This window comes from Nostoc sp., from assembly GCF_036917535.1.
In the GTDB taxonomy this organism is placed as follows: domain Bacteria; phylum Cyanobacteriota; class Cyanobacteriia; order Cyanobacteriales; family Nostocaceae; genus Nostoc.
On sequence record NZ_JBALDA010000047.1, the window covers coordinates 18,608 to 38,587 of the forward strand.

At 41.0% G+C, this 19,980-nt stretch carries 19 protein-coding genes and 1 pseudogene; 8 read left to right on the forward strand and 12 right to left on the reverse strand.

Translation table 11 applies throughout. The features are described 5' to 3' along the window. Positions 1–61: 61 nt before the first annotated feature. The 6 genes from V7K56_RS15535 to V7K56_RS15560 all read right to left on the reverse strand — a co-directional run bounded on the left by V7K56_RS15535 (position 62) and on the right by V7K56_RS15560 (position 6,919). A complete protein-coding gene (locus V7K56_RS15535; protein WP_334911779.1) occupies positions 62–1,162 on the reverse strand; it encodes an LLM class flavin-dependent oxidoreductase in 1,101 nt (366 codons plus the stop codon). Positions 1,163–1,335: 173 nt separating this feature from the next. Further along, positions 1,336–2,115, reverse strand: coding sequence for a class II aldolase/adducin family protein (locus V7K56_RS15540; RefSeq protein WP_334911780.1), 780 nt, complete (start codon positions 2,113–2,115; stop codon positions 1,336–1,338). 447 nt (positions 2,116–2,562) lie between these two features. Beyond that, positions 2,563–3,099: a putative molybdenum carrier protein gene (locus tag V7K56_RS15545; protein ID WP_334911781.1), complete on the reverse strand. Its 537-nt coding sequence runs from the start codon at positions 3,097–3,099 to the stop codon at positions 2,563–2,565. A 145-nt stretch (positions 3,100–3,244) separates the two neighbouring features. Next, positions 3,245–5,089 (reverse strand): tetratricopeptide repeat protein, encoded by a 1,845-nt coding sequence (locus V7K56_RS15550; protein ID WP_334911782.1) that lies wholly within the window; start codon positions 5,087–5,089, stop codon positions 3,245–3,247. 124 nt (positions 5,090–5,213) lie between these two features. Then, positions 5,214–5,681: a WecB/TagA/CpsF family glycosyltransferase gene (locus tag V7K56_RS15555; protein WP_334911783.1), complete on the reverse strand. Its 468-nt coding sequence runs from the start codon at positions 5,679–5,681 to the stop codon at positions 5,214–5,216. Between the two features lie 170 nt (positions 5,682–5,851). Next, on the reverse strand, positions 5,852–6,919 hold the full coding sequence (locus tag V7K56_RS15560; protein WP_334911784.1) for a glycosyltransferase family 4 protein: 1,068 nt from the start codon (positions 6,917–6,919) through the stop codon (positions 5,852–5,854). Positions 6,920–7,139: 220 nt separating this feature from the next. On the opposite strand from V7K56_RS15560, the gene V7K56_RS15565 reads away from it, so the two are divergent. Further along, complete coding sequence (locus V7K56_RS15565; RefSeq protein WP_334911785.1) at positions 7,140–8,642, forward strand: acyl--CoA ligase; 1,503 nt, start codon at positions 7,140–7,142, stop codon at positions 8,640–8,642. 134 nt (positions 8,643–8,776) lie between these two features. On the opposite strand, the gene V7K56_RS15570 is transcribed toward V7K56_RS15565, so the two are convergent. Further along, positions 8,777–9,415, reverse strand: coding sequence for a ThiF family adenylyltransferase (locus tag V7K56_RS15570; protein WP_334911798.1), 639 nt, complete (start codon positions 9,413–9,415; stop codon positions 8,777–8,779). 41 nt (positions 9,416–9,456) lie between these two features. Here V7K56_RS15570 and V7K56_RS15575 point away from each other — a divergent pair, with 41 nt between their 5' ends. Further along, the gene (locus V7K56_RS15575) at positions 9,457–9,720 is read left to right on the forward strand and encodes a hypothetical protein (protein WP_334911786.1); all 264 of its coding nucleotides are present in this window, start codon (positions 9,457–9,459) and stop codon (positions 9,718–9,720) included. Between the two features lie 889 nt (positions 9,721–10,609). Continuing rightward, a complete protein-coding gene (locus V7K56_RS15580; RefSeq protein WP_334911787.1) occupies positions 10,610–11,686 on the forward strand; it encodes an alpha/beta hydrolase family protein in 1,077 nt (358 codons plus the stop codon). Between the two features lie 291 nt (positions 11,687–11,977). On the opposite strand, the gene V7K56_RS15585 is transcribed toward V7K56_RS15580, so the two are convergent. Together V7K56_RS15585 and V7K56_RS15590 are read right to left on the reverse strand one after the other, a co-directional pair. Continuing rightward, positions 11,978–12,241, reverse strand: a complete 264-nt coding sequence (locus V7K56_RS15585) for a hypothetical protein (RefSeq protein WP_334911788.1) — start codon at positions 12,239–12,241, stop codon at positions 11,978–11,980. 237 nt (positions 12,242–12,478) lie between these two features. Beyond that, entirely contained in the window at positions 12,479–14,155 is a 1,677-nt protein-coding gene (locus V7K56_RS15590; RefSeq protein WP_334911789.1) for a hypothetical protein, read from the reverse strand. A gap of 148 nt (positions 14,156–14,303) precedes the next feature. Here V7K56_RS15590 and V7K56_RS15595 point away from each other — a divergent pair. Further along, positions 14,304–14,549: pseudogene (locus tag V7K56_RS15595) on the forward strand (cation:dicarboxylate symporter family transporter); the annotation flags it as partial. A gap of 1,241 nt (positions 14,550–15,790) precedes the next feature. Here the strand turns inward: V7K56_RS15595 and V7K56_RS15600 are convergent. Then, positions 15,791–16,117: a hypothetical protein gene (locus tag V7K56_RS15600; protein ID WP_334911790.1), complete on the reverse strand. Its 327-nt coding sequence runs from the start codon at positions 16,115–16,117 to the stop codon at positions 15,791–15,793. A gap of 336 nt (positions 16,118–16,453) precedes the next feature. On the opposite strand from V7K56_RS15600, the gene V7K56_RS15605 reads away from it, so the two are divergent. Both V7K56_RS15605 and V7K56_RS15610 read left to right on the forward strand, forming a co-directional pair. Beyond that, complete coding sequence (locus tag V7K56_RS15605) at positions 16,454–17,026, forward strand: sigma-70 family RNA polymerase sigma factor (protein WP_334911791.1); 573 nt, start codon at positions 16,454–16,456, stop codon at positions 17,024–17,026. 345 nt (positions 17,027–17,371) lie between these two features. Then, on the forward strand, positions 17,372–17,863 hold the full coding sequence (locus V7K56_RS15610) for a hypothetical protein (protein WP_334911792.1): 492 nt from the start codon (positions 17,372–17,374) through the stop codon (positions 17,861–17,863). A 68-nt stretch (positions 17,864–17,931) separates the two neighbouring features. Here the strand turns inward: V7K56_RS15610 and V7K56_RS15615 are convergent, their stop codons facing one another. Both V7K56_RS15615 and V7K56_RS15620 read right to left on the reverse strand, forming a co-directional pair. Beyond that, positions 17,932–18,414: an SLATT domain-containing protein gene (locus V7K56_RS15615; protein WP_334911793.1), complete on the reverse strand. Its 483-nt coding sequence runs from the start codon at positions 18,412–18,414 to the stop codon at positions 17,932–17,934. Positions 18,415–18,595: 181 nt separating this feature from the next. Continuing rightward, positions 18,596–18,817, reverse strand: a complete 222-nt coding sequence (locus V7K56_RS15620) for a hypothetical protein (protein ID WP_334911794.1) — start codon at positions 18,815–18,817, stop codon at positions 18,596–18,598. A gap of 197 nt (positions 18,818–19,014) precedes the next feature. Here V7K56_RS15620 and V7K56_RS15625 point away from each other — a divergent pair, with 197 nt between their 5' ends. Further along, positions 19,015–19,263, forward strand: a complete 249-nt coding sequence (locus V7K56_RS15625) for a helix-turn-helix domain-containing protein (RefSeq protein ID WP_334911795.1) — start codon at positions 19,015–19,017, stop codon at positions 19,261–19,263. A gap of 124 nt (positions 19,264–19,387) precedes the next feature. Further along, positions 19,388–19,756 (forward strand): hypothetical protein, encoded by a 369-nt coding sequence (locus V7K56_RS15630; RefSeq protein WP_334911796.1) that lies wholly within the window; start codon positions 19,388–19,390, stop codon positions 19,754–19,756. Positions 19,757–19,980: the final 224 nt, after the last annotated feature.

Below are 19,980 nucleotides of genomic sequence, written 5' to 3' on the forward strand. Positions count from 1 at the left end.
ACGCAAATAGGCTATTTTGGGATGCGATTACCTTCGGTACGCTATGCGAGCGCAACAAACGCTAAACCCCGACTCCGACTGTTTGCCGTTCTCGTCGCGCGACTTCCGCACGTACTAAAGGTATGACATCACGCCCATAAGCGATCGCATCCTCTAAAGGATCAAAGCCCCGGATCAACAAAGTAGTCACACCTGCATCGTAATAATCAACCAGAGCCTCTGCTACTTGTTCTGGTGTACCCACTAGGGCTGTGGTGTTACCTGCCGCACCAGTAGCTGCTGCGATCGGTGTCCATAGACGCTTATCGTAAATCTCATTTTTAGCTGCAAAATCCAGCAGACGTTGCGATCCTACCGCCTGTGGTCTAGCTGGGGCAGCTAATTTTGCGCCTCCTCGCAACTCTTGAATTCGCGCTAAAATGCTATGTGCTTTCTCCCAAGCCTGTTGTTCTGTAGCACCAAGAATCGGTCGTAGGGAGACGCTAAAGCGAATGGAACGATCGGATGGTAAGGCAGCACGCACCTCTGCAATTCGTTCTTTAACTGCGGCAATTGGCTCACCCCACAAGGCGTAGACATTACTGTGTTTGGCTCCTACCTGTACGGCTGGCCCAGATGCACCACCAAAGTAAAGTGGGATGTGGGGCTTTTGCAGCGGCTTGAGCGCAGAGAAAGCACCCTTGATGCGGTAAAATTCACCTTCGTAATCAAAGGGAGTATCGCTTGTCCAGACACGACGAACAATTTCTAAATATTCATCGGTGCGACGGTAACGGTTGTCATGATCTAGCCAGTCGCCATCTTTCTGCTGGTCAGCATCACTACCACCAGTAATGATATGTATTGCAATCCGACCGTTGGTAAAATGGTCAAGAGTAGCTGCTTTGCGAGCTGCCAAAGTTGGTGCAACAAAACCCGGACGATGAGCAATTAAAAAGCCCAATCGCTCAGTTGCTGAAGCAGCGAAACTAGCAACAGTCAAACCATCAGGGCTACTAGAACTATAGCCAATCAATACTTTGTCAAAGCCTCCTTCTTCATGGGCTTTGGCAAATTCACGAACATAAGCTGTATCAATGATGTCATCGCCCAGACTACCTGATGCACTATTTAATTCCGAAGTCGGTTTTGTCCGAATCAATCCAATAAATTCAATTGACATAATTAATTGTCCTGAAAATGTTGGGGAGCAGAGGGGGCAGGGTGGCAGGGGAGCAGGGGAGCAGGGGAGCAGGGGAGACAAGGGGGACAAGGAGGAATTATTGAAAATCTCTCCCTTGTCTCCCCCTTCTTTCTTGTCTCCTTTGTCTCTTCTCCATGCCCAATGCCCAATACCTAATCCAATAAGTCTGGTTTGTCGTGAGTAATTTCATCCCATAAATACTGGAATCCACCCCAGCCTGCTTGGTGAGTACCACCGCGTTGTTGGATCTTTAAGGCGATGTCATGGTCAATTAGGACGGGTTTTCCTACGGCTTCTGCTAGCAATTGCGCTTTAGCAGTATCCTCTAACCTGATGTACCACCAAGCGGCTTCATCCACACTATGCCCTACGGTCAATATTCCGTGGTTGCGTAAAATCGCAGCTTTGCGATCGCCTAGTGCCTGAGCAATGCGTTTTCCTTCACTTGTCTCCAAGACAATGCCTGTAAAATCATCAAATAGAGCATGATCTTGGTAAAAAGCACAGGAATCTTGAGTAATCGGATCGAGCAACCGACCTAAAGATGACCAAGTTTTACCATAGAAAGAATGGGCATGAACCGCTGCAATGACATCGGGGCGGGCTTTGTGGATTTGAGAGTGAATGGCAAATGCTGCTTGACTAACTTTGCCTTCACCTTGAACTACCTGACCTTCACTATTCACTAATATCAGGTCTGATACCCGAATGCGACTGAAGTGTATCCCAAAGGGATTTACCCAAAAATGATCGCTAAGTTCGGGATCGCGGGCAGTGATGTGTCCTGCCAATCCTTGAGCAAAACCCAAACGCGCAAATATCCGAAAGGCTGCTGCCAAGCGTTCTTGACGATGGCGACGCTCTGATTCAATGGAAACGAAGGTCGGTGGTTGAAAGGGATTGCTGGGGCGGACGAGAGAAGTTTGCACCATAATTTTCAACTCCTACGCATGGATTGGGTAGACCTAGAGTGCTGTCTCACTGCTGCTGAAAGCCTCAAGGTTTATCGATAAACACTGCTTCACCATTAAATTAGCGATAACAATAAAGGATTATGGCTCGGTGGGCGATGCCTACAGCGGTAAACTACACAGTTTTTATCGCTGCAAATACGTATTGTTCAATCATGTCTAGTGAACAATGCTATAAATAACCTTTGGCTGATAGCCATAAATACCTTACTATTTACGGTTTTTCAACTACCTAACGAAAACAAATTTCTTAACTAGAGTAATGATGCTATCAAGCAAAATACGGTAAGTCAATCGACTTAAAGTACTTAAGTCACAATGAAGCTACCACAATTTATTTAAATAAGCAAGCTCAATATGGATTTATGCTAAAAAAATATACTGGGGGAAAGTTTTATCTTTTTCTTTTTACGACTCCAAAAGCTGCTTAAGAACATATCGGGCACGGTTATAAATAACACCCGGTCGTGAGCTTTCTCGTGGACCAGCAACATTCAAAATGCGAATGTTGTGCTTCTGAATCCAACTCCAGAAATCAGCAGCGTCATTTCCACTGAACGACAGCGCGTTAATGATGAGGACGGGGCGATCGTACTTATGCGCCAGGTCAGCCGTAAGCTTTGTTCCTTCTTCAAGCGCTCCATACGCTAGGATGAGCGTCCCGTCTGAATCTCGAACGTTCCACTCGGTACGTAATGCGTAGTCTGTACTCGTTGTCTCTTGAAGCGGGTATATAGGTGGTATTTTTCCATCCTCTGCAAGCCGCCCCTTTGGACACCATCCACGAACTGGTAACAAAAGTGACAAAGCTGCATCGAGCGCAGCTCTGTCAACTCCTGTCTGACCTCCGGTTACAACCCAAAGCCGTTGATGAGATGATATTGACTCTCCTTTCTCGGATTGTGTGGCGCTCATCGGAAGTGCGTAGTTTACCGCCGTAGGCATCGCTTTACTCTGCATAAGTCCTCCAACAATGAGCAATGCAAGTACAACGCCTTTGCTCATTGTCCCTCAGTTGAAAGTTGAGTGCTCGCATTTCTTGCTTCTCTTTCCAAACTTGGGAGCAGTTAAACCTGAATGCTTACCTTTCTTACATATCTCGCTGATATTCTTCTAACAATTGCGGAATGTAATCGTACCCATCCACACCAATAACCGCAATAATTTTTGGGCGATTTTGCTGTAAGAACTTTTGGAAAGCTTCTGCCCCGATTTGCCCCTGCAAAATTGTCAGTAACCCCGCTGCTTGACGCCACTCATTAGAAGCAATTTGCTCTAAAAGATACATTCCCAAGCAGCCCGTGTAAACAGTTTTTTCGGAATTTTGCAGATGATAATAAGCTTCTGCTAAATAAGCTAAGTTCCGCCCTTGGAGATACAAATCACCGGAAACTTGCGCTGTTTTAAAACCATCTTCAAGATATTTAATTGCAGTTTGGTGTTGTCCAATTACCAGATAGGCAATTCCTAAGCTGCTGACACATAACGCTTTACTTTGAATATCGCCTAATTTTTCTGATAATTTTAAACCTTGTTCCAAATAATTAATTGCGGCTTCATAAGTTTCGGGTTCTAGGTTTTCCAATTCCTGAGCTTGCATAACTTCGCTGTAACCTAAATTTACCAGCGCGTTTGCTTCTCCTGTCCTATCGCCTGCTTGCCGACTTAGTATTAATGCTCGTTGACTGTAGTTAATTGCCTCAGCATAATTTTGCTGTTGCACATAGGTACGGCTGAGGTGATTGAGATTGGCAATTTCACAGGCGCGATCGCCTGCATTTCTGGCTATCTCTAGCGCCTGCCGATGAAAATCAATAGAACGCTGGTATTGTCCCAAAGCACGCTGTGAATAGCCTAAAAGGGTCAAAATTCGCGCCTTTTCTTGGGTTCCTTCGCCTCGTCGCAGCGGTTCATCCAAATAATCTAGGGCATCTCGTAAATAGGTGCCAGTAAAAGAGGCAAAAATCCCACCGTAAAAGGGAAAATACGGACGCTGGGCAAAGGTTCGCAAAATCTGGAGCATGATTTGAGAACAGGCATCGCTGTATACTGTGCCAATGCTCCTAAAACCACTTGCTAACTGACTCCAAATCACTGCAAAGGTCAAAAAAGTGGAAATGGACAACTTTGGACCCGCTTTCACATCGTAAGCTTGTTGGTCAAACCAGTTAATTAATCCCCGTTGCAAGTACTGTAAAATCAATGCCATTTCCACCCAATCTCTCAGGGTAATTCCCCGTTGTCGCTCGGCAAACTCTATTACAGATTCTTCCATAGCTAAGGTGCGAAGCAGTGCTTGGGGTAACTCACTATTAAGTTGTTTCGCCCAACTTGCCCAAGGGCCGCGTTCTCCCGGTACGCCGCCAAACCCCAGAGATTCTTTTTGCTCGTACATCCAACTGAGCAAGTTGTCTTGCAATCGCTGCCAAGAAGCTAAACCACGGGTAATCCCTTCGGAAAATTGTTGTAAATCAGCATCTGCTTGAGCAAATTGCTGCAATGCCTTTGACAACTGCTGTAGCTGTTGTAAATTTAGCGGATACTTCTGATTCAGGTCAGTAACTCGGATAAATGTCGCTAGACGCTCGGCAGCAGGGGCTGTGGTGATTTCTGTAACTGCGGAGGCGATCGCTTCTGTGGCTTTGTTTTGCTCTGAAGAGCGTTGCCATTGACTTTGAATCGTCTTAACGGCTCTCAAACTGCGAGTCGCTTTGGCTTTCTTGAGTTCGTCTTTTTCGCTATCTACTTGGCTTTGGAGGGAATTCAGGCGATCGCTCAAAGCTAGCTCAAAGACTTCCCCTGTACCGTAAGTAATTCCTTTAAGCAGCATTTGATACACCTGTTCTACAGAGCTAATTTTGCCCTTAAGGGTGGTTTCGACTATTTCATCGATTAAGGCAAGATAGCGATCGCTTAATGGCAGAGAGTCTGGCACTTTAACTACTAGAAGAATGTCACATCAATTCTAATTCTAGTCTTGGCAGCAGAGGTAGGGGAAACAATTGACCACTTTTGGGCAGTCATGGTTATAACAAATGCAAAATTTAGAACAAATTTATTTAGCGATTTGTGATCATTCCTTGAGCAATTCGCTGTTTAACTACACGATAAAAAAATAATGGAATGCATACAATATAACGGTCTGCTAGACGAGTAGGTTCAGTAATTAAACGTGCTAACCACTCCAGACCATTATCAGTCAGCCAACGCGGCCCGCGATACATAGAGTCAGTATAAAAATCTAGACAAGCACCCAAAGGTAAAAATACAGTAGTTTCAATTTTATTGAAGTTATCTAAAATCCAGCGTTCCTCTAACGGCATACCAAAACCAATATATAAAATATCTGGTTGGAATTTATTAATTTTTTTTATTACCAAATCATTCTCTTTTCCTGATTTTTCAAAATAACCATGATGTCCCTGTACGCGTAAATTAGGCGCAATTGATCCTAACTTAGTAATTGCCTTATCCACTACACTAGGTTTTCCGGCTAACAAAAATAAAAAAAGGTTTTTTTCTGACATTTTAATGTTAAATCTTCTATGTAATCTGGTGCTGTCATTCGATGTGCAGATTGCATTGAATAACCGTTGAATCTAGCTCCTATCATTACAAGAAGGAATTACGTCGTTTGTAAGTTTAGTATTTAATACACAGTGTAAGTCACTTCAACCTATTTTCATCAAGATGATTCTCAATTGATAACTGCTGTATAAATGCCTCTTAAAGATGTAAGATAACTGTTTATATCCAAGTTTTTAACCCTGACTCGTGCATTATTTCCCAGAGACATTCTTAGATTTTCGTCTGCAATTAAAGATTTCATTGCCTCTGATAATTGTTGAATATTCCCCGGATTAACTAATAAACCATTCTGATCGTGAGTAACTACTTCAGGTATTCCTCCTACTGCGGTAGTGATAACTGCCAAACCCCAACTCATTGCTTCTAGTAGTGCCATAGGCAGACCTTCGTTGTAAGAAGGCAACACAAATACATCAGCTTTAGTTAAAAGATCGTCACGTTCTTCTTGGTTTACCCAGTCAAGAACAGTGATGTACTCAACGAGATTTAGACTTTGAATCAAACTCCGAGCTTGTTCTACATCTCCATCCCCCGCCATAACCAACTTGGCTCGGCTTTGCTCAACAGCAGGTATAGAAGCAAATGCCTTAATTAAATCAAATGCACCTTTGCGCTCACCAATGCGCCCTAAAAATAAGAAAAATATCTGCTTGGAATCTATCCGATGTGGTACTTCCGGGGGAATTCTTACAGAGTTAGGCAGAACAATAACTTGCTCTAAGTTCAAGCCAAGATTTTCAATATAGTATTTTTTCCAGCTATCTGATAAAACAATAAAACGAGTGCTTTTACCAAATGACCAACTTAGCCACTGCTTAAGTAATTGAGGAAGTTTAGAGTAAAACACATGAAAGTCAGAACTATGAGCATGAATAATTACTGGTTTTTGAAATAGCCAACCAATAAGAGTAGTGATAGAGTGACGAAAAGCGCTACCTCTAGATGAAACATGAATGTGAATTACGTCGGCTTTTCTATTTAATAAGTTCCAAAATAACAAACTTATTGCCTGCAAAAATACTAACACTTTATGAACAGTAGAACCATTTGGTAAAGTAGCAATGTGTTTAATTTGAATATCAGAGGTAGTTTCTTCAAGAATGAGCTTTTGTACAGAAACTATTCCACCTTGGCGCTCTAAGCTTTCGCCTAACATCGTAACTTTTATAGAATTCATAAAAGCTTGTTTATGGTTGATTTAGATTATTAATTCTTTATCTGCTTTACATATTATATTGAAATAAATATAATTAAATAATTTATTTGTCAATGATAATAGTTACAGTTTAATTGTAATAAATATTACCATGTTTACAACGCCGAACTAAACCAGGTTTACTCGTGGCGTGTACTTTATTGTACTGAGTGAATCATCTGTTAACAGACCGAAAAAACCAATGAATTTATTTGAGCTTTTAGTAGGAGAAGACAATCATCCAGCCCTAGTTACGCCTGATGGGCGATCGCTAACCTATAAGCAATTGCGCGAGAATGTTATTGGACTGGTATCTCAACTTAACAGCTTTGGATTGAAACGGGGAGAACGCATTGCCATTGCTATGACTAACGGTTCACCAATGGCGATTACCTTTTTGGCTGCTGCCCTATGTGGCACTGCTGCACCCTTAAATCCCAAATATAAACAAGAAGAATTTGCCTTTTACTACCAAGATACCCAAGCAAAAGCACTGATTACGTTGTCTGAGGGGCCAGAAGCAGCCATTGCCAGTGTTACACCCGACATGATGCTAATTAACGCCAAGGTAAATACTGACGGCACATTAAGCTTTGAATTAATCAAGGATAAACTTTCTCCCTACTCCCTGCTAAAAGCTCCCTTGCCTCAGTCTGAGGATATGGCGATGATTCTCCACACTAGCGGCACTACCAGTCGTCCCAAGCGTGTGCCGATTCGTCATCGCAACTTAATCGCTTCAGCCAGCAACCTGATTAGTGCTTACTCACTCACAGCAGCTGATACTACACTATGCCTAATGCCCCTATTTCATGTTCACGGATTGGTGGGCTGTTTGCTGGCAACTCTGGCTTCGGGCGGTACATTAGTTTGTCCCAATGGTTTTAATGCCTTGGAGTTTTGGAAACTGGTAGATACCTACAAACCCACTTGGTACTCCGCAGCACCAACCATGCACCAGACAATTTTGGCGCGCGCTAGCCGCAACCCAGAAATTGTCAAAGCTAACCGCTTTCGTTTCATTCGCTCTAGTAGCGCTTCTTTGCCGCCGATTATCATTGAACAGTTAGAGGCAACTCTTAATGCTCCTGTGGTGGAATCTTACAGCATGACTGAAGCATCTCACTTAATGACCACTAATCCCCTACCGCCAAAAGTCAGAAAACCAGGTACTGTAGGTTATGGCTTCGGTGTAGAAGTGGGCATTATGGACTCTGAAGGCAACCTGTTATCTAAGGGAAGCTTGGGCGAGGTAGTGGTAAAAGCACCCAATGTTATAGATGGCTACGAAAACAACCCAGAAGCTAACGCCACTGCTTTTGTAAACGGTTGGTTCCGTACAGGGGATCAGGGTACAGTTGATGCAGACGACTACCTCCGCTTGACTGGACGGATTAAAGAATTAATTAACCGGGGTGGGGAAAAAATTTCTCCTTTAGAAGTGGATGATGTCTTGCTGCGCCATCCTGCCGTCACCGAAGCTTTAGCCTTTGCCGTCCCCCACAAATCTTTAGGAGAAGATATCCATGCGGCTGTAGTTCTGAAAACAGAAGCTGGTGAAAAAGAACTTTTAGCTCACTGTGCAACTATGCTGGCAGACTTCAAAGTTCCCAAGCAAATTCACATTTTAGATCAACTACCTCGTGGTGCTACTGGTAAACTGCAACGGTTGGCGATGGCCAAATTGCTGAACATAGGGGAGTAGGGAGTGGGAAATAACGGAAGTTTACTCTGGAAGATTTGAGCAGCCAAAGTCAGTGCCAATCGTAGTTAATTTCAACCGGGCATAAATAACATCTGTGCATTCCATTTTGGCAGGATAAAATCAGTCTACGCAATCTACAAAAACAGAGATTGAACAGTCAGATCCTTCTGCGTAATGGTGAAGTTACGCTGTTGTGCTGTCGCAATGAATGAAACGATCACTTCACAGGCCACAGCAACGGTTAACATCACCAGGTTTCGTGCCAATGGATAATCACAGACATCATCATTAACCTTGGAAGGAATGCGATAAACCTCATTCCAAATCACTTCTGCATAATCTGCTGATAGTCCAGCATGAAGACAAGGAATGCTTGATTGTTCTGCATAATCTTTCACTGCTTGACGTGCCACGCTATTATCAAAAACATCGACAATTAACTGGCTGTCTTGGAGTAGTTGAGTTGTATTTGCTGGTGTTAACTCTTTTGTCTTAGCATCAACTTTAGTACCAATTGCTCGATATAAATTGTTCGCTAAAATTTTCGCCTTGAACGCTCCCACATCAGAACGGTAGTAAGGCTGAGTTGAAAGATTGCGCTCCTCAATGCGATCGCGATCTATCACTGTAAGTTTATCAAAACCAGACCGAGCTAAGTTTTCAGCTATGTTAGCTCCTAATGCTCCAGCGCCACAAATTGTTACAGGATAGTTTTTTAACTTTGCCATCACAGCATTAGTGCGGTAAAGCTGTTCGTGAAAAAAGATGTTCATCATTCTCACCATTCTTGTTGTTCCATCACACCCACTAAGGATTGCAAGTCAAAATCGCCATCGCGTCCACTCAGACAAATGCCAGAACTAACAACAGTCAAATCAGTTTTAGCGATCGCACTACTATGGCGAACACCATCAGCAGTTGTCCAATCGACTGTCCAGTAATCATTCCGGCTACCCGTGTGCGAACTCGTCCACCTTTGACACAGGGCGCGAGGAATTGCGTGGTATATAACTGTGCTTCTGCGATCGCAATTTGGTTGATTAGCTTAAATATGTTAGTGGGACTTAAACATTTTTGAGGAATAAATAAGCCTCAAACCCTTGCGGGGTAAGGGAAATACACCAAATGCCCGAAAACGCCTGAAACCCAGATATATTAACAAACCAAGCAAAACAATGTCAAAACCCTTTGAGATATACGTTTGAGGTCATTTTATCGGTGTTTTTTGCCTAAGTCCCATTAGTCATAACTAATACCAATTTTTAGAAATCAGGCTACCAATGCAACCCTAAAAACCTTGATGAAATCTAACTTTCTTATTACGAATTAATATAATTCTGCGTGCAAGTTGGTGGAGCATTGCGTGTTCTCAGCTACTAGAGGGACTCCGCTGGTGAGTTATTACACACTCTTTTAAGGATGGCTACTTTTAAGCCTACCTCCCCGGTTCTTCGTACTCCCCGTTCACACACGCCCACTGCATTTGGCAGTGTTACCTTTCCTCTCGTACTAGTATGTAGGCTCCATGAGTTGGGGCACGCAGGATATTATTATAATACAGTATACTACAGAAAAATGCTACTTTCCTGATTACAAGACAAGAGGTAAAATTATCTACTGCCTCAGAGCTCGCTCATTTGTACCTGCCATGCGTAGGGGCAATGGTACGGAAGCTTCCTTCAAGGCGATCACACTTGGTATGCATAACTAAATATAACCATTGTCACTGTAACTAATCGGCACAAAATAGTACAAGTTGCTTTAAAAATTTACAGCGATCGCAGCGCAGTAATGGCATCAACGTTATTTTAATGATTGGTAAAGGACAGGTTTGAGTTTCTAAAACCTCTTGGGTTACACCCTAACATCTACCTACGGTAAAAAAAACAAGGGTACAAATACTATGGTATTTTAGACAGAAGTATTAGAATAAATACGTCTTGTTGCTTAGAAAGGGAGTAGCTATTTTGTTGAGTATCAAAGCTTTGTCAGTAGTTTGTACAAGCACATCGTTACTCGTATTGGGTATTAATGAAATAGCGTCTGCTTCTTCTTTTAATCCGACACCTGTGTTTGACAACGTTGCTAGCTACAGTACTACTATTACTGGAGATAATAATCTAGCTGATATTTACTATCCTAATCCAACAGACTTAAAAACAAGCAATTATTCCTTTCCAGTAGCACTATTACTACAAGGCGCACTAGTTGACAAATCAAATTACTCTAATTACGCTCAACAAGTTGCACGCTATGGATTTGTAGTAGTGGTGCCAAACAGCAAGCGTATAGCTCCAATATTTGGCGAAGCATTGTTACCCCAAACTACCCAAATTGATACAGCTTTACAACAAATTGTAGTTGAAAATGAGAATGCTAATTCACCTATTGTAGGCAAGCTGGATACAGAGGAAGTAGGATTATTGGGTCATTCGTTAGGCAGCGCTGTAGGATTATCTGCAATTGGAAATTTATGCGTGACACCAACACTTTGTCCGAGTTCTTTCTCACGACCCAAACAAATTGTAGCAGGAGCATTCTTTGGTGGTGGTCTTCGCGATGAGAATGATGTTTATCTTCCTATTAACAATGATGGAATACCAGTTGCACTCCTGCAAGGGGATCGTGATGGTAGAGCACTACCTTTCCGGGCTAGTTTAACTTATGACAAAATTAAAAATCCACCCGCTGCACTGATTAATATCAAAGGTGCCAATCATTTTAGTATCACAAATACAAATAATCCTGCTGGTGCAATTCCTGACCCGATAAATTCTACTCTTAATCAAGATGTAGCTATTGAAACAATTGCCCGGTGGAGTGGTTTGTTTTTACGTGCAAGTATTCTTAATGATAAAGACGCTTTTAATTACGTTTATTACACAGGTGATGCTGCTGACTCCAATGTGACAGTAAAGAGTAAACGTGTTCCTGAATCGGCATCGACTGTTGCACCTTTAGGGATATTGTTTACTTATTTTACGATTACTCAACTACGAAAAAGAATAAATGAATCAAAACGTCATTTTAAAACCAATGCCTAAAACAGTCTTCCTTAGTAGAACATCTAAAGGAACTCCGCTAGTGAGTTGTTACACACTCTTTTAAGGATGGCTACTTTTGAGCCTACCTCCCAAGTTATTTGCACTCCCCATTCACATACGCCCACTGCATTTGACAGTGTTACTTTTCCTCTCGTACTAGTATGTAGACTCCAAGAGTTGGGGCACGCAGGGAATTGATAAATGCTACAGCTTCTAAGCACAGATTCATAACCAAGGTGTAGAAAGAAATAGTATTAGCAAGACTTCACAAACACTCCCTGTACTAAAGTTCTATGATCTAATGTTTCGATAGAACTCATCAGTCTTGGTTTCGTCTGTCACAAGTTCAAGAAAATCTTTAACATCTTCTCTCAACCCTACTCGATTTAATAAAATATTAGCAAGATTCCGAAGACGTGCTAATTGTCCTGGACTTTGTATTCTATTTTTTAATTTTAAATCAGTTTTTATAACCTCAACAAATGCCTGTGCAGCCCTATTATCAAATTTTTCAAAGAGTCGTTTTACAACAGGAGAGGAGCCCGCATTTCTCACGCTTCGGTGCGTAGCTTGCCGCCTTCTCTACGAGACGCTCCGCGTAGCTTGCTTCCACGAAGTGGTACGGCATCGCTCCCACTTGGACCAGAACTGAAAACCTTATCACTCCCCATCCTTAAGCTCCAACTGATAAATCCCTGCTATTGCTATATCAACAAGTAAATATTGGATAAATCCTGGTGGCAGCAGGTAAAATATTATGCTCGATTAGCGATTGAACGCTTTTTGTACGGTCTAATCTGGAGTTTTTTCTTGATAAATTTGTGGCGCAAGAATCACTTGAATTTGCTTTGACTGGCATTTTTGAGAAAAAGCGTGAATTTGCTCCAACTCCTCTCCTTCAATTGACAAAGAGTGCAAAAATCCTTGAAATCCTAAAAAAGCTAATTCGTAGATAGCTTTCTGACTAAAATCACCTTCAAAATAGCCCGTGTGGGTATCAACACCTTGAGCATCTCTATTGTTAATAGACTTCCGAATAAATGCCCAGGTTAGGAAAATATAATTCCCCAAATTTATTGCTGGTTTTTGGATGGCATCACTAACAATTCCTATCTGTTTTTGAGGTTCATCTTTATAATCTGTACAGTCAAAATATGTAAATAAATCCGCGGGTTGTACCGAGTTTTCAGAAATTTTAGTTATCTCTTCAAGTCTTCTATGTTCCCTATTAGAAGAACGAATTTCTAAATATTTATAAGGGTTATCAAGTCTGTAACCTTTGTCAGAGTCTTGTATCTGTAAATTAACGACTCCATATCTAGGTGTGTAACCAACTAAATCATTTTTATTGTTGAAATGCTTAACTGTTATATTACCAAGCCTGTATCCACTAATACGAGTTCGCGCTGGAAAGCTAAAATAATTTGCGGCAGTAGAGGTGAATCGTAACGCTAAGTCTCCCTCATTACAAAATATATAAGCTTCTTCGCAGCGACGTAAAGAAGAACGAAGAAAATTAGCACGTCCTGGCAAGATACTTTCTACAGGAATATCAGCTGCAACTAGTACAAGTCTGCTTAAGCGAAATACATTACCAATATCCGAATCCGGTTTTTTATTAATCGATTTAACGTCAAATACATCAGAGAGAATACGAATTACATCTGTAACTACAAAGCATCCCATACTATGACTAATAAAAGATAATTTAATGCGTTTATTTGGGGGTAACTTTACAGTACAATCAAGCTGTCTGAGCAATTCAACTAAATCTGTAACCCCATAATTACTCGCTCTATAAGTATCACGAAAATAAGTAGATATTCGGAGAATAATTAATGTAAAAATAATCGAAGATATAATGCCAAATAAAATTAACATCGCTGTGAAAAAGTGGACAGCGCTATTACTCAAAATATTTAGGAACAATAAAACTATGGCAGACCATATACTAATTGTTAGTCCCAGAACTAAATTGATAGCTAGTAAAGTTGGTAGAGAAGAAAGTGAGTTTATTAGCTTTTGCCTAAAGTTACCAGACTCATCCGTTTTTATGGGGTTTTCCGATGGCCATCTATATCCTATAAAAATATACTTATTTGGTTGCTGAATATGTGTATTCACATATTCATAAATTTTTTGACAGCCTGTTTCTGTATCTGATGGTGTAGAACTATATCCATGAATATTTATAATAATTTCTGGTTCCGGGCTTGATGACAAACTTTTCGCAATTTTCTCAATCATGTTTTGGGCTGAAGGTTCAGCTTCTCCATCATTGCTCTGAAAAAACTTTTTATTAGCGACTGATGATAAATAGCTCTTAGAATTATCTTCTGATGTCTCTACATTCAGTTTCGCAGTACTAACTACTAAATAACCAGAGATATTTGACTGATTAGTTTTTTTAAATTCGTAAATTTTATACGGTTGATTGTCTGCCAGATTCTTCTTATCAGGAGAGTTCATCAGATATACTTCCTTTGACAATTTAGGTTCAGTATATCGCAATCACTTTTTTTGGTGTCGGGTCATCCTGCTTAAATATTGAAAATATTCACTCAGTAGCTAATCATTGTAATAATAGTTACTATGCCAGTTATGGCAATCGTGAAATCAAGCCATGTCTGCGTTGTTTATCTCCCAAGTCTTAGGATTACATTTGAATTTAGGACAGCAATTAGTTGTGATTCTGACTTCGATTTTTGCATCCGTTGGTTTACCTAAGAAGTACATTGCTTTACTGCTGACTGTTGACTGGTTTTTAGATCGCTGCCGGACGACAATCAATGTCATGGACGATATGACTGTTAGTGCTTTGCTAGATGGCAAAAAGCCTCATCTATTTGCCATAAAGATGTAGAACTTAAGTTATCTTTAGACGGGATTTCACTTGAAAATATATTCTAACTTGCTTGCTATCTTTAACACTCCTGGTTAGAACCATTTCACAATCCAGCTTCCAGCGATCGCAGTTTCCCAATTTTGACTCTAAGAATTTTAGAGGAGCGATGGCGTAACCGCCCAGCGTAGCTGATTGCTACCATCACCGCCATAAAAAAGCCCCTCGGAAGGGGACTTTTAATGTGGTTTATGTTTCTTCCACGAAAAGAAGAGGATGTTTCAGGTTCAGTATAGGGTTTCTGTATATCTGCCCATAGTAGCAACTCAATCAGTGGATGCAACAGGGCGATGCCTGCGGCGGGCTACGCCTACGCTGACTCTTCAAAATCGCTTTACAACAACTGAATCAATAAAGCTGATCTGAAGGGGTGACAAGCGTCCAGCAAATCAGACTAAGCTTGCCTTTTAGCCCAATTACCTTCAAAAAGATTGTCTGGCTGTTGTGCCATAAAATTGGTACATTTGACCAGAGTATGGGATGAATCCACAAAGCGAAGGCTATTTCATTGTCAACAAGCCTGTCAATAAGACTCTATCTATAAAGAGGTCAAATAGATAAAAAGTTTGATGGGCAAAGCTCTTAGCGGTCTTGTCACCCCGTCAGAAAGCTGATTTTCACTACTTTGGCGATTGCTCCTCTACCTCGTTTAATTTTTCCTCGCTTGTATTCTGTAAAGGCGATCGCTCCAGGGGTGCAACTTTTCCTCTAAGAATTTTTTAAGGGCGATCGCTATAGGAGTGCAACTTTATGGAATGTAAGGGCGATGCCGTACCACTTCGTGGAAGCAAGCTACGCGGAGCGTCTCGTTGAGAAGGCGGGCGGTTACGCCATCGGACTGTGAGATTTTTATACAAAGATGGAGAGCAGTGATTAGCAGTATTAAAACCAGTCACATATTAATAGCAACTATCACTAATTATTGAAGGTAAACATAATTCTGGAGAGACAAATATGCTTCGATTATTTAATTCATTTGCATCCAAGCTCGGCAGTATTAAAGAGCAAAAAACTGAGGGAATGGCGGCGGTTGTTGCTTATTTAATGTTTGCTTCTTACTGTTTAACACTAGTAGCTATACTCTGCGTGATAGTTATTTTGTAGTCTCAGTTTTGAACCAGCAGAATGTAGCTCTTAAATTATATTTTGATTATAAAACTAAGAACATAGTGATGACTATGTTCTTAGTTTATCAGACAAATTTACTTGGTATGCCGAAAAGTAATTTGCTTCAAATCCCCACAATCGGTTACTAGATATTCTCTTAATCTAGCTTGGAAATTCTTCTGTTCATTTTCATTAATTAGGTTTAAATTATGACCAATAATATAGTCGGCTTCTGTCATCCAAAAATCAAGTATTTGGTCTATTTGAGCGATATCTAGGATATCTGCTATCCGCTGTGCCTCTGATTCTGATAAACTGCTTAGACTTGCTAAAGAACAATACTCTCGGATAATGTTCTTCTGCTCATGAGTTAATGGTAACTCTGGATTTTTAATTTCCTTTGAGAAAGAAAAATCGACCATTGGTACTAGCTCCTTATCACCAAATTCTGTTCGGACTTACATATCCATCTAGTTGTAGAATTCGTTAGAGATACGCAGTATCCTTTTAATTTCCAGTTTGTGAACATATTTGGCTTGGTTAACCTCCTATTATACAGTGAGAATGTTTGAGTTTTGTGACCTCACATAATGAATAGTGAAAAAGTTTGACTTTTGTGACAGTTCAGAGGGTAATTTGATGAGAATTTGATTCAAAAGTCACAAAAAGTTCATTTTATCACTATCTATTAAGAGGTTAGTTCATTTGAAAAACGAATAAGAAGGTGTAATACTTACTACTTCACTGGAGGAAATGGGATGCCAGCTTTAGGTCGTGAGGCATTTGACGAAGAATTTCGGGTCTTACTTGATTCTGGAAGTTCTTCTGCCCACTCGATGTTAGCTTTCATTAAGCGCAGCCTTGCCCAATTCAATCTCAGTAATTCTTATACCCCTACTTGGGTAATCAATGAGGCATATATGCGTGGAATCAAACTCCTAGCAACAGGCAAACAGATTGAGAAACCTCTTGCTTGGATTCGAGCAACAGCTTATAACATTATTAGAGAACAGAGTCGAGAACGTAGTAGATTTTTGCGATTTGAGGAAAGCATGACTGAAATTCATGTTAATGCTAGCCTTGCCTTCTCTGAAGAAATTGAAGAGGAATTATTCAAAAGGGTAAACTTAGCCTTTGAAAAGTTAGAGCCAGAAGAAAAAGAAATTTTGAGCTTGAAGATGATCAAAAATTTATCATGGAAGGAAATTCAATTGCATTTAATTTTACAAGGTAAGGAAGTTCAGAATGAAGCAACATTGCGTAAACGCAAAGAAAGAGCTTTAAAGCATCTTCGCAGTATATATCATTCTTTGGAACTTCAAAATGTTTAGCATTATTGGGTGTAATACTAATTCTCTGTGAACCTGCACATTATTTTGACCCCTCCCAACCTTACCTTACCAAAGAGATGTGCTGCAGGTGGTGGGATTCTTTAATATGCGTCTTCATACAGAATTGGTATATAAGTATAAAAGTATTTAACTATCATTAATTTGGTTATGTATCAAGAAAGTGTGAGGTAAAGCGATGCCTGCAGCGGGCTATGCCTACGCACCCGCTCATGACCCCATGACAAAACAAAAACCCCACAGGCGAGCTAAAGTTGATTTAATTTAGACGCTCTGGCAATGAAAGTGAAATAATAAACTAGTATGCCTTGCTCTGGAGATGCAGCCATGACCTACACTATGCACGAAGCTCAAGAAGTAGCAAAGCTGGCTGCTAGTGATATCTCCGCTTGGCTGCGCTCCAAACCAGAAACTATTAGTGTTGTTAACGTTGAGAGTGACCCAGCTTACCAACGCAGAGATATTGACCTCATCTGGACAACTCACAGTAGCGAAATTTTGATTGAGATTAAGGGCGATAGGTGGAATAAAACTCGTAACTTGTTTTTTGAAACTCACAGTAATTTAGAGAAGGGAACCCCCGGCTGCTTTATGTACACTGAGGCGGATTGGCTATTTTTTTACTTTGTCAACACTCGCCAACTGTACAGGCTACCGATGCTAAAAACGCGGGAGTGGTTTCACATCACCATGAAGCGATTTCGGGAGCGTGCCACAACAACGCCAATAGGAGGCAGTCACTACACAACTGTGGGGCGGCTTGTGCCGATTACCACGGTGATGATGGAAGTGGCAGGGGTGAAGATGGTGCAGTTGTAGGGGGCGATGGGGCGATCGCATTAAATAAAAGCGCAGCAGTATTTGAAAGATGTGTAATTTCCTCAAGGCTAATTCTGTTGGGAAATATTAGACTTTTCAGATTCCTTGACCACTATCTTTTCCCATTCTTCTAAAGTTTGATTTTGAACTCGCATGACATTTTTTCTAAAATTTTCAATTGCTACTTCATCGGGTAGATTTAGGCTGTAGTCTGAACCTATTCTTAGTTCAAAATTTAGTCTTTCATTTTCAAGTGAATTAGCACCACATCGAGAACGAACCCAACTAGACCTCCAATTATAAACAGCCAAAGACGCAGAAATAGATGCTATTGCAGGTGGAATTGCCTGGACATATTTAGGTGTATTATCCATCAATATTAATATTGGTGTAATTCCTGATAGAGCAACAGCAGCAAACTGTGAAATAAAATATGCCCACTGGAAACCTGTGCTACTTAATCTATAATACTTCTCCCATTTTTTACAATGTTCTAATGCTACTTGAGAAGCTTTCTGAATCTGAATGACTTCACTAGCCCTTTCGTTCATAAGTTGAGTTATATAATTTACACCTACTTAAATCTAAGCTTGTAGCCTGACGATTACAAGTCGGATGGACAATTTGCATATTATGTGATCGCCCTTCAGTTACGGGACAAGCTGAGGCGATGCCTACGATGGTAAACTACGCACCAAAGGCAATTTTTACTCTAAGAATTTCTTTGGTTAGCTATGATACCTGCTTGATGGGGGTGCGATGGCGTACTTGCCTGCCGGAGGCGATCACTTGTATTTTGCCACCACTTACAGTACATTTGTATCGATAAAACTGCTTAGAGAAAGCCACAGTCCCCGCACTTGAGACGGGGATTTTGTTTTGTTGGTAGGGGTGATGGGGTGCGTAGAGACATAGCGACAAGTCAAGAGCGTAGGCGCAGCCCGTCGTAGACATCGCTATTTCCCAACTTTTCCTCTAAGAATTCAAGTTCGGCATCACTTAAAAAACTCCCCTTCATTCAAGCAAGAAATTTTACTATAAAAATACATTCCAGTGTATGTACTGGGGACGACCAGTTTTAGCCTGACTAATATATAACAAGCAATATAGCATCAGCTACTTAAGCTAGAAGGTAAAGTTTCTTTTGTTAAATGACTATCAAAAAACCCTTGGCTATCAAACAGCCAGAGGTGGGGCAGATCATTCATGATTTGCGGCTTGCCTTCGGGCTTACGCAAGAACAATTTGCACCAACTCTCGGTGTGACATATACAACAATTAACCGTTGGGAAAATGGACGCTCTAAACCGTCGCCGCTAGCGATGGAGAAGATTGAGGGGATGTTGGAAGAGATGGGCGCTCAGGGGCAGGATTTGTTGGCTAAGTATTTGCCGAATTAGTTGTTTGCTCAGTTTTGATGTGTGCGGTGGGTTTTGCCCATCGCGGATTTAAGCTGCCAATTCAAGATTAATTGTGGTCGATACACAGCAAAGGATTTAACTTTTAGGCAAGGGAAATACGGCAATGAAGGGGCGACTACTCCAATTAGATGATGTCAGGCACATAGATAATCCAGAAAACGTAGCATCTTTATTTCAGAAAATTGGCTACAACGCTTCTGCTCAACAATTAACTATTGATGACTTGGAGCTACCTGCTCAGAGTGCGGAAGCAATTTGGAACGCATACATGATTGCCGATCATCAGCATGGTAATGAGTCGCTGCAAGTATTACTGTTTCAACTTCAAGAAAACGAGTGGCTATCTCCTAGTGTCGCTAGCAACAGAATGCGATCGCTGGCTCAAAGTCTTTGTAGACGACCCTCTAATTTTCTCCTGTTGGGTACAAAAAACTATGACCAATTGATGAAGAAGCCAAGGAACGAGTATTAAAAGTTATCACCACAGTTAATTATAGGAGCTATGAACGAGATGTTAAAGGAATTTGGGAGTCGTTTAAAACCCATAAAAATGTCAGCTTACTCATTTCTGAGTTAGATGAATATTTTGTAGACACTGACCAATAGACTTGTCGCTTAATAAGGTAAAGTAACGATTGGCGATTGGAATGAGACAGAAAAATGCTAAACGTCAATCAGGTGATGAAAAAAGACCGA